The organism is Adhaeribacter sp., assembly GCF_057359045.1.
In genome coordinates this window covers 1-11,537 of sequence record NZ_JBMQUD010000088.1, presented here as the reverse complement: position 1 = coordinate 11,537, position 11,537 = coordinate 1, and the positions used below count along the sequence as shown (strand labels likewise).

Annotated in this window: 6 protein-coding genes; 2 read left to right on the top strand and 4 right to left on the bottom strand. The window is 46.3% G+C overall.

Annotated elements, in window-relative coordinates; all coding sequences use genetic code 11:
• The 3 genes from ACO1R6_RS13935 to ACO1R6_RS13925 form a co-directional block, all read right to left on the bottom strand.
• On the bottom strand, positions 1-1,062 hold a 1,062-nt coding region (locus ACO1R6_RS13935; RefSeq protein WP_486265483.1), incomplete at its 3' end, for an early set domain-containing protein.
• A 271-nt stretch (positions 1,063-1,333) separates the two neighbouring features.
• Complete coding sequence (locus tag ACO1R6_RS13930; protein WP_486265482.1) at positions 1,334-2,824, bottom strand: RagB/SusD family nutrient uptake outer membrane protein; 1,491 nt, start codon at positions 2,822-2,824, stop codon at positions 1,334-1,336.
• A gap of 35 nt (positions 2,825-2,859) precedes the next feature.
• Positions 2,860-5,916 (bottom strand): SusC/RagA family TonB-linked outer membrane protein, encoded by a 3,057-nt coding sequence (locus tag ACO1R6_RS13925; RefSeq protein ID WP_486265480.1) that lies wholly within the window; start codon positions 5,914-5,916, stop codon positions 2,860-2,862.
• 326 nt (positions 5,917-6,242) lie between these two features.
• Between ACO1R6_RS13925 and ACO1R6_RS13920 the strand changes: the two genes are divergently transcribed.
• Positions 6,243-7,256 (top strand): LacI family DNA-binding transcriptional regulator, encoded by a 1,014-nt coding sequence (locus tag ACO1R6_RS13920; RefSeq protein ID WP_486265479.1) that lies wholly within the window; start codon positions 6,243-6,245, stop codon positions 7,254-7,256.
• 315 nt (positions 7,257-7,571) lie between these two features.
• Positions 7,572-9,926 (top strand): alpha/beta fold hydrolase, encoded by a 2,355-nt coding sequence (locus ACO1R6_RS13915; protein WP_486265478.1) that lies wholly within the window; start codon positions 7,572-7,574, stop codon positions 9,924-9,926.
• Positions 9,927-10,589: 663 nt separating this feature from the next.
• On the opposite strand, the gene ACO1R6_RS13910 is transcribed toward ACO1R6_RS13915, so the two are convergent.
• Positions 10,590-11,537, bottom strand: a 948-nt coding sequence (locus ACO1R6_RS13910; protein WP_486265477.1) for an FAD-dependent oxidoreductase, incomplete at its 5' end; no start/stop codon positions are given.

Here is an 11,537-nt window from a genome sequence, read left to right as displayed (position 1 = left end):
GTGCCGCGGGTTATTAAAATCCCAATTCTTGATAATATCTGCCGCACTTTCCTGGGCCCATTTCAGAAACTGCTCTGGTTTGCCGTCCGGCTCGTGCTGCTCGCTCAAATACATAAATAAATTACTGAACACCGACTGCCCAAAGGCATTGCCCATTTCGTTAAATTCCTGAAAGCCAATATCCACCCATTTATCGCTTTCAGTCCAGTAGCGCACTACTTTGTGCCGGTCGTAAGCAGTCCATTTCTCGAGACATACTTGGCGGTACTGCTGGTATTTTTCCTTTGATAAATGCGGTTTCAGGAAGGAATGATAAGCAGCCAGTACGGGTGCCAACTGGTCGAGGGTATTCCAGTAGTCGTACTGCATGCGGGGCTGGCCCTGGTAGCCCAAAGTACCGTGGCGCTTGGCTACCGGTCCGTTATAATTTACGTGGTGGTAAGCGAACTCGGCGTGCCACAAAATTAAATCGATTAAATCAGCGGTTTTCTTATTGCCCATCTCCGCTGTCCAGCGGTCGAATAAAGCCGGGTTAGACGCATACAGCAAGGTTTCGAATACGGCTTCCAGGCCGTAAGCACCGGTATCGCGCGAGGGGCCGCCACTGTATACCTTGGCTTCGTTGGCGTGTACCGAATCTTCGGAGCCCCGCACATCTATAAAAAACTGGTACGCTAACCGCGACGATAGCTTTTCCAGTAAATGGTCGGCCACCCAAAACGGCATAGATGGTTTGTACCCGCCCACCCGAATTACGTATTGCTCGCCGGGTACCTGGGTATTAAAAGTTGAAAAATCGCCGGCCTGGTTTTTAATTTTACTGGTGAATAAAACTTTAGGTAAAGTAGCTAAAGAATCGCTTGCTTTTATTACCTCAAAGGTTTCGCCTTCTTTCGCAAATGGCAAGACAAAGCGTTTGCTTTCTCCTAAATTATAACCGGCCTGGTTTACTAATGGACGATTATAATTGATAGTTGTTTGCTGGCTTAAAGCAGGTAAAGAAAGTAACCCGCCTAAAGCTAAACTCAGAAATATTGCCTTATTTAATATAAATCGCTTCACCAATGGCTTTGGTTTAAATTTTGTTTTGGAATGATAAACAATATCTTAATTGGATGCTGTGTACCCTACCCCCTTCAAAGGGAGACTTATCAGATATTTTAAATACTTATATCTTTCGTTGCTTTCGCGAGCGTCTTCGCTCGTGAAGAATATTTTCTGGCCGCTGGCCAGGTATAAATTTTAAAGAGGTGGAAAGGCGCGAACGGGAACGCTCGCGCCAACTAATGGAAACAGAGACAAAACAGCTGTACCATTAATCACCCAAAATATGTTACCGCCACTCCGGATTCTGCTCTAATTTAGGATTGGCATTTATCTCGTCGAGCGGAATCGGGAAATATTTGTGTTTGGCCGTGGGGGTACGTACCGGAAATACATCGTTCACCGCAGCAGGAATTACGGTCAGGAATTTACCGGTGCGGGTTAAATCGTACCAGCGGTCGCCTTCAGCAAATAATTCCCAGGAGCGCTCCTGCAACACAGCATCAATAAAAGCGTCTTTACCTAAGCCGGGCGTTAAATCGTTTAGGTTAGCCCGCTTACGCACCGGATTTATATACCCATAGGCTAACGTGGTAGGACCATTTACCCGCGCTTCGGCTTCGGCGGCAATTAAATATACATCGGCCAAACGCAAAATAGGAATATTTACGGCGTAACTACCTCCTATTGAGTTAGGGTCCTGGAATTTTTTTACCAGAATACCTTGCGTGGTTATGGGGGTTATTTCTCTTTGTGGTACTACTGTGCCATTGGCTCTGGTATAGCTGGTAGCCATTAATTCACGGCGTTTATCGGTAGGGGCAAAAGAATTGTAAAAAGAAGGGTACACAAACGCCGACCCAAAAGAGCTTTTGCCGTACTCGGGGCTTTCGCTGTTTTTAGGCCCGTACAATGAACCCAATTGCGAGGTGCGGCCAGGGTTAGAACTTTCCGATTCAAAGGCCCACATATTTTCCTGCCGCGCCTGGTCTTCTTTGGCTACATTAAATACATCTTTTATCTCGGTCATTAAAGAATATTTGCCGGATGTGAGTACCGCCTGCGCTTTCTGTAAAGCAAGTGCCCAATCTTCGTTGTACAAGGCTGCTTTGGCGTACAGTGCCTGCGCCACTTCTTTAGAAGGCCGCCCTTTTACCAAGGTTGCCGAATAAGAATTCAGGTTGGCTTCGGCTTGGTCTAAATCGGCGTAAATTTGTTTGTAAACGTCGGCTTTGGGGCTTTTCCCTACTACTGATTCGGCCAAGGAAGTACTGGCTTTGGTTTTTATTACCACATCGCCAAAGTTTTTGGTGAGCATCCAATGAAAATACGCCCGCAGAAAATGCGCTTCGCCCATTATTTCTCTTTTCCGATCTTCGGCCATGGTAACGGCCGGCACTTTTTCTATTACCCAATTGGCTTTTTCGATACCGGCATAAGCGGCCTGCCAAATGTACATCGGCGATTCGTTGGTGCGGCTAAAACTTTTCTGGGTAGTATAATTGGGGTCGTAATTAAACAACGTAAGCGTGTTGCGGCCTACTACCGCCCGCGGGTAAATCTGATCGGCGCTAAAATCGGAAGCCAGCAAAGTGGCCGGCCCGCCATTTAAGTTGGCGTGCTGGTCGTACACGGCTGTAATGGCGGCTTCGGCATCCTGGCCGGTTTTATAAAATTGTTCGGTAAAAATAGCCGAGTAAGGTGTTTCTTCTAAATCGCAACCCGGTAAAATGGTTAAAAGTAAACCGGCCAAACCGGTATAAATTATATATTTTTTCATTTTTAATCTTAGTTAAACTGATTTAACACCTGTTTTTAGAAGGTAAGCTGCATACCGCCAATAAAGGAACGGGCGGCCGGGTAAACCAAATTATCGATCCCGATTAAAGTGTTAGAATTACCAAAAGAGTTTACTTCGGGGTCGAATCCGCTGTAGTCGGTAATGGTAAACAAATTATTTGCACTCACATAAATCCGGATGTTGGACGGGAACTTGAGCGAAGGCAGGGTATAACCCAAAGTCAGGTTTTTGCAACGGATATAAGAACCATCTTCCACAAACCGGTCCGACACCGGGTTGCGCCCGCCGGCAAAACCACTCACGTATTCGTTGCTGGGGTTGGTTGGCGACCAGCGGTCGGCCAGAGTGGCCAGCACGTTGCGGGCACCCAACGGGTTTTCGAAGGTATAGCGGCTCAGGTTATAAATATCGTTGCCCTGCGAACCAGAGAAGAACGCACTAAAATCAAACTTTTTAAAGCGCAGGTTGGTAGAGATGCCGTAAATAAAATTGGGGTTAGGGTTACCGGTTATGGTTTGGTCGTCGGCCGTAATGGAACCGTCGTTGTTCAGGTCTTTTACTTTTACCCCGCCTACCCGGCCATCAGAACCCGGTATAATCGCTTCGCCGGATTGGTAAATGCCATCAAACACGTAGGTTTTAAATAAACCCAGCGGCTCGCCTACTTTTAAAATGGTATAAGAGCTCACAAAACGTTCCTGGGTAGTACCGCCGTCTAAAGAAAGTACTTTGTTCCGGTTTACGCTAATATTACCCGACACATCCCACTTTACCGGTCCATCCAGCAGCACAACATTGGTGGCTACTTCAATCCCTTTATTTTCGAGACCGGCAAAGTTACCGGTTATAGAAGAATACCCCGAAGAAAGCGGTAAACCCTGTACGTATAGCAAATCATCGGTTCGCTTTTTATATACATCTACCACCAGGTTTAAACGGTTATTCCAGAAACTCATATCTAAACCAATGTCGGTTTGCTTCGATTTTTCCCAGCGTAAATCGGGGTTGGGAATACGGGTAGGGCTAATTCCCAGCAGGTAAATGTGGTTAAAAGAATAACCGGCTCCGGAACTTACGGTGGCCAACGACTGGTACGCACTAATGGCTCCCGCATTACCGGTAATACCATAGCTGGCCCGTAACTTCAGGTCCGATATAAAGGTTAAACCCTTCATGAAATTTTCTTCCATTACCCGCCACGAAGCCGCGGCCGACGGGAAGAAGCCGTATTTGTGGTTGGCCCCGAACTTGCTGGCGCCATCGGTACGGGCAGTTAAATCAAAAAAGTATTTATCGCGGAAGCCGTAATTAAAGCGGGCCATGTAAGAATCAAGTCGTTCTTTGCTGCGGCTGCTGTTTACCGTACGGTTAGTGGCCAATTGTACCGATTCGTTTTGCGTCGCATCGTTCGGGAAACCGTTGGCACTTATAGAGTTAGAATTATTTAAGTTGGCCTGCGAAGAAACCACGCCGGTAAATTTAAGCGAGTGTTTTTCGGCAAAAGTGCGGGCGTACGTTAAAATACTTTCGTGGAGCAAAACCGTAGTATAGCCGTTAGTTTTACCGGCACTACCGGAATTAGCATTAATATCGCCTTGCCCCAGGATAAAAAGCGGCGAATAATTATCGCCTAAACTGCTTTGTAAAATAGCGTTAAAAGAAGCCCGGTAAGTAAGCCCTTCCAGCAAAGAAAACTCGCCGTACATATTCGTAATGGTCCGGTTCAGGGCATCGCGGTTTAAAATAGAGGCCAGTCCTAAGGGGTTGGTTACTTCCCGGTAGCGGCCGTTATACTGTTCGGTAAAGGGGTAAATGGTACCATCGGGCCGGTAAGGCTGCATGGTGGGAGGTGCACCCAATGCAGCCCCCAGAATACTAGTGGTAACGGCCGGCCCATCCATACTGGTAGAACCAGTTGGGATAGAATTATTAATGGTATAACTGCCCAGGAAACTAACCCCGGTTTTAACCCGCTTGCTAATGGCATGGTCCAGATTCAGGCGCAAAGAATACCGCCTGAAATCAGAATTGATAACAATACCTTTCTGGTCGAAGAAATTTGCCGACAAAGACAATTGGGTTTTCTCGGAACCGCCCGAAACCGATAATTGGTGGCTTTGGATGGGTGCCTGCCGGAAAATTATATCCTGCCAATCTACGCCGGTACCCAAAGATGCCGGATCTGGATAATCTTTATTGGCCGGGTATATTTCATTTTCTAAAGCAGCAAATTGGGCGGCATTTAACAAATCCATTTTTTTGGTTATGTTCTGCACCCCGTAATACCCTTCGTACGTTACCCGCGTGGCGCCGGCTTGTCCGCGTTTGGTGGTAATGAGCACCACGCCGTTGGCCCCCCGGGCCCCGTAAATTGCCGTAGCCGAAGCGTCTTTGAGTACTTCTACCGAAGCAATATCGTTGGGATTGATGGTAGATAGCGAACTGATTTCGTTTACGCCACCACTATTTGAAATAGGTACCCCATCTACCACGTACAAAGGTTCGGAGCTCCCGTTTATAGAGTTGGTACCCCGAATACGCACACTAATACTACCGCCCGGTGCCGCCGAGTTTTGCGTTACCTGCACCCCGGCTACCCGGGCCTGCAAACCCTGGGCTACGTTTACTACCGGGGTTTGCGTTAATTCTTCGGCTTTAACCGAAGCAATAGCACCCGTGGTTTCTATTTTGCGTTGCGTACCATAACCTACCACTACTACCTCCGACAAGGCTTTGGCATCCGGCGACAGACTTACATCAATAGTGGTGCGGTTGTTAATAGCTACTTCTTTAGCGGTATAACCAATAAAAGAAAACACCAAAGTTCCGTTAGCTGTCGCATTGGGCAAAGTATAACGCCCATCTGCATCAGTAATAGTACCGGTAGAAGAACCTTTTATAGTTACGGTAACCCCCGGCAACGGCGATTGGCTTTCGTCGGTAACCCGGCCTTTAAGCGCGGTTTGGGCTTGGGCAGTATACACCATCAGGCATAAACAACTCCAAAGCAGCAATTGCCAGGATAAAGGCTTAACCTTGGCACACAGGTTTGTGTAAATTTTGGCAGACATACATTTTAATTATGGTGGTGGATTTAAGTAATATTTTCTACGGATAAATTCTTTTTATTAAGATAAATGCAACAATTCTGCTTTTTAGCTGAAAAATCAAAAATCAGATTTATTAGATTTATATCTTTAAAAGCCCCAATAGATTAATATATTTCTAAATTTAATACCATACAGTATAGCTTAATTTAAAATATTGCAATTTATTTTAGTGGGAATGTTCCCACTAAATGGGAACGTTCCCAAAACTTATTTACTTTGTACAACATAAATTCTGCTCCTGTTTTCACTTATATTTAGTTACTTACCCTACCCAAACCGGCATAGCTTTGAAAAGACACCAGATAACCATTGTTGATATTGCCCGGGAACTGAACCTATCAAAATCTACAGTTTCGCGGGCTTTAACCGGCCACCCCAAGGTAAATGCGGCTACCCGCGAAGCTGTACTTACCCTAGCCGAAAAGCTGGATTACCAGCGCAACATGATTGCCTTAAACCTGGTAACCAGTAAAACCTTAACCATTGGCATAGTTGTACCGGAGTTTCTAACTTCATTTTTCCCGCAGGTAATTATTGGGGCCCAGGAAGCAGCCACCAAAGCCGGCTACAATATTATAGTAAGCCAATCGAATGAGTCGTACGAAACCGAAGTAGCCAATACCAAGGTAATGCTGGCCAACCGGGTAGATGGGCTGTTGGTTTCAATCTCGAAGGAAACCCGCAATTTCGACCACTTGAAAATATTCCAGCGCAAAGGCATTCCGATTGTATTTTTTAACCGCGTTTGCGACGAGATGCAGGTACCCAAAGTAGTGGTGAACGATTACGATGGGGCTTTTAAAGCCGTAGAACACCTGATCCAGACTGGTAAAAAACGCATTGCCCACCTGGCCGGCCCCGATTCTTTGCTCATGAGCCGCAAAAGATTAAATGGTTACCTCGATGCCCTGCGTAAATACAACCTGCCCATTCTGGAAGATTTAATTATTCCGTATGACCTGACCATTGAAAAAGTAAAAATTTATGTAAAACACCTGCTGGAGTTAGAAGAACCGCCCGACGCTTTATTTGCCATAAACGACCCCACCGCGATTGAAGCAATGCAAATAATCAAGAAAAAGGGCTTGCGCATACCCCACGATATTGCCGTGGTAGGTTTTAGCAACGATTACGCCTCGGCTTTAATAGAGCCCAGTCTAACTACGGTTTCGCAACCGGTGCGGGAAATTGGCAGCACCGCCGTGCAATTACTCCTGGACCAGATGGAGCGCGATGTAACCGATTGGAAAGCCATTACCCGCACTTTAAAAACCGAATTAATTATCCGGGACTCGAGTTAAAAACCAAGTCTTAAACATAATAAGGTTTAAAACCAGCAGACGGACTTAGGCCTTAAATATTTCTTTCGTTTAAAGCCTCCTGCTTTTAAATTATTGACCAAATGAATAATATTCTGGCCAATAATCTGCTTTACCATTTTGCCGGAATATTATTTAAATAGCCCAAAAATATATTATAAATAAAGTGTTTTGGCAGAATAATTAGCTAAATACTTGCAGACAAAAGTGCTGTCCTTTATTTTACCGGTGCCGGATGGTAAAGTATGTTTATACAAAAATTACTGCCGGCCATTTTCCCTTGAAAGCCCCTTATTTATGCTCCGACCTTATTTAACGTCTTGCCTTACCGCCACCCTCCTATTCTTTTATACGGCATTGGGATTTGCGCAAGAAAATAACAACGCCAGGCGCCAGGCCTATTTGCAGGAATTACTACCGGTTATCAATCCGCCCAGGAAAGATGTAGCGCCCATTAATTACCGGGATAAAACCTGGCCCGATTGGCAAAAAAGAACCGGTGAGTTACCCCCCGATTTTAGCCAGATGCCCTCGATACCGCTGCTCCCCGACCCGTTACTGCTGGAGGAAGGCACCAAAAATATTCCGGTTAAAACCAAAGAGCAATGGGAACAAAAAAAGAGCTGGATAAAAGGCCAGGTGCAACATTGGCTTGCCGGCACCATACCGCCCGCCCCTACCAACCTGACCTCTAAAATAATAGAAAGCCGTACCGAAAATGGCGTTAAAATTGAAACCGTTGAACTGCGCTTTGGCCCGGCACAACAGGCTAAACTTACCCTGGAGTTAATGACCCCACCGGGTAAAGGACCGTTTCCGGTTTATTTAACGCAATGGAACCACCGCGGCTGGGCCCAAATTGCTTTGCGCCGGGGCTACATAGCCTGTATTTACGCGGGTGCCGATGCCAAAGACGATACCGAAAACTACGATCAGATATATCCGGAGTACGATTTTACTACGCTCATGAAACGAGCCTGGGGTGCCCACCGCGCGGTAGATTATTTATATACCCTGCCGCAGGTTAACAAAGCCCAGATTGCCATAACCGGTCACTCGCGCAACGGTAAACAATCTTTACTGGCCGCCGTGTTCGACGAACGCATTACCGCCGTTATTTCCAGCAGCGCCGGCACAGGCGGCGAAATTCCGTACCGGTATACCGACGACAGCCACGACAACGAAACGATTGATAAAATCACGACTAATTTTCCGCACTGGCTGCACCCGCGGCTGCGCTTTTTTATCGGCCGCGAACACAAACTCCCCATCGACCAGAATACATTAATGGCAGTCATTGCCCCACGCGCCTTGTTGCTAACCAGTGCCAGCACCGAATCGCAGGGGAATCCCTGGGGCATTGAACAGAGCTACACCTCGTTGCAAAAGGTATATACTTTTTTAGGCGCGCCCGATAAACTGGGTATCCGGCTACGTTTGGGTTTGCACAGTACCCACGCCCGCGACAACGAAGCTTTTGTTGATTTTTTAGATAACCAATTTGGCCGGAATAAATTGCCCTGGACTAACCAACTGCCCTACCACTATAGTTTCGACCGGTGGAAACAATTGAGCGGCGAAAATATTAACCCCGCCAATTATGCCCCCGTAGCTGTCAACAAAAGTTTACTAAACGATGCCAAGGGTAAAAAAATAAAAACGCTGGCCGATTGGGAAAAACAAAAAACTGAACTCCGTAAAAATATTACCTGGCTGTTGGGCGATGAACCCGCCGGCGTAAAAAGCATTACGCCCACTAATTTTACCCGGTCCGGCACTACCGATTATATTTCCGGCTTTTTAGAAATGCCAACCATTAAAAACGGAAAAGTATTGCCTTTAGGACCTTACAGTGCTCCCGGCGAAAACTTAAATGCTTACCTGTACTACCCAACCGATGCGAACGGCAAAATGCGGCTCCGATCCAACGGCAAAATGCCGGTGGCTATTTTTCTGCACGAATATTCGCACCCCAATGGTTTTGGCAAAGGGATGGCGCCGTATTTTAATGCTTTGTTAGAACAAGGATTTGCCGTGTACGCCCTGGATATGATTGGTTTTGGCAGCCGCATAGAAGAAGGCACGCTGTTTTACGAACGTTACCCGCATTGGTCTAAACTGGGCAAAATGGTAACTGACACCCGCGCCGCGATTGATGCTTTAGAGCAACTGGAACCCATTGACAAAGAAAATATTTACCTGACCGGTTATGCGCTGGGGGGCAGCATTGGGTTAATTACCGCCGCCCTCGACGACCGGGTTGCCGGCACGGCCGTTACGTCGGGCTTTACGCCCTGGCGTACTTCGGGGCCGGAGGTAGAAGGCATTTACGCTTTTTCGCATTTACACGGTTTAACCCCGCGCCTGGGCTTTTTTACGGAGCAATGCAGCCGTATTCCCGTAGATTTTGCGGAAATAATGGCGGCTATTGCACCTAAACCTTTACTCGTAATTACGCCTACTTTAGACCGCCACGCCGATTATACCCAAATAGAAGCCACGCTTAAAAAAGTAGCCCCGGTTTACAGTTTATTTAAAGCCTCGCCGCTGCTTACCCAACAAAGCCCGATGGATATAAACCGCTTCGGCCCCGAACAACAAAAAAGAATTATTTCGTGGCTAGCCAACCAGGTAAAAGAAGAAGTAAAATAAAAACCCGGCTTTTGAATAAAGCTATAGAAGTTGTTTCAGCATATTATTAAATGGTTGAGACCGGTTCCTTGCCATGTGTAGTACCAGATAGTAAAAAGAATCTTCCCTAGTTCAAACCCGCCAGCTTTTAAAACCTGGCGGGTTTGTGCTTTGAACAAAATAGCTATGGAAGTTTATAAATATGATTTGGTATTATGCCCATAGGCAGGCGGCTAAGGAATATTTTTTAATTATGCGCATCTGCTCGCGCTTGCTTGTAGCTATTAGGTACCGATAAAATAGCACCGATAAAGGAAAGTTTTCAACTTCCGGCCAGTTAAAAACTGGCCATTATAACCAGGCACAAGTTACGCTTCGCTAAACTTGCGCCAGCACTAGAATATTAGCCGGACGGCTATGATGATAATACCACCAATGCTTCCCAAACGCTGTTTCTCAGTTATACTTTTTGGTTAGAACAGATATACAAATAAAAACCGCAGGTTAAATCATTCTGATATAACCTGGGGAAAACTCAATGTTAATTTTAGTACCCGTATTTACGTTTAGCTCATTTTGTTGCAGGAATAAATGCCTGACTTAATACCCACACCAAAATATTGATTTAAATCCGTTCATAAGTCAGGTGCAGGATTAGCCATATTTACCAAACCCGGCAAAACATTATAAATTCTTTTTAGGAGCGCTTAAAACTTGCTTATCGGTGAGTAATTTTTGGCTTAGTTCATCGTAGTTTACATCTTGCACCGCAATATTTTTGTCTATGGCTTGTGCCGCCGCAGTGGCCGCGCTTTGCCCCAGAATCATAAATACGGGCTCCATCCGGATAGAACCATAAGCAATGTGAGAACTGGATACACACACCGGCACAAGTAAATTCTGGCATTCTGCTTTTTTGGGAATAATGGCCCCGTAACTTATCTGGTACGGATTCTTCAGGTGAATCCCAATATCGCCCTCATTCTGGACAAAACCATCGGGTTTTACGTAGCGCTGCGTGTTGTGCGAATCTAACGAGTAAGAACCCATACCCACCGGCCGGGGAACTTCTTTGCGGCCTACCGTTTCATTTTCGGTCATGACGTAATCACTGACCATGCGACGGGCTTCGCGTACATAAATCTGGTGCGGCCAGTTGCCATTGTCTTTAAATTCGTCTTTAGCCAAACCCCAGGTTTTTAGTTCCTGCTGCATATCGGCGGGTACGCGCGGGTCGGTAGTCATAAAGTAAAGCAGGCCTTTCTGGTAATTTTCGTGCTCTTTAATGATTTCGCGTCGGCGCTCGTACGTAGCCTCCGGGTAATCGTAATTCATACCAATATAGTCGGTGCTTACAGGGCCATGGTTATTTGTATCGGTTTTCCGGTTCGGAATCGGGTCGAATTTGCGGAATAATTCACGCCAACCGGAAGCAAAAACGCGGCCTAATAATTCGTAACGTGCCGGGTCGTAGCCTTCTGGTTTGGCAAAGGGAACGCGGTTATCGGGGTGGTTCGAGAGGCACATCCGGAAATTATACGCTTGTACTTTTTTATCGCCGGCACCTTTTACGCCTGGGTCTTCGGCCGAAATTAACGGCAATAAGCCGCTGCTTTTATCGCCGGGTGTTTT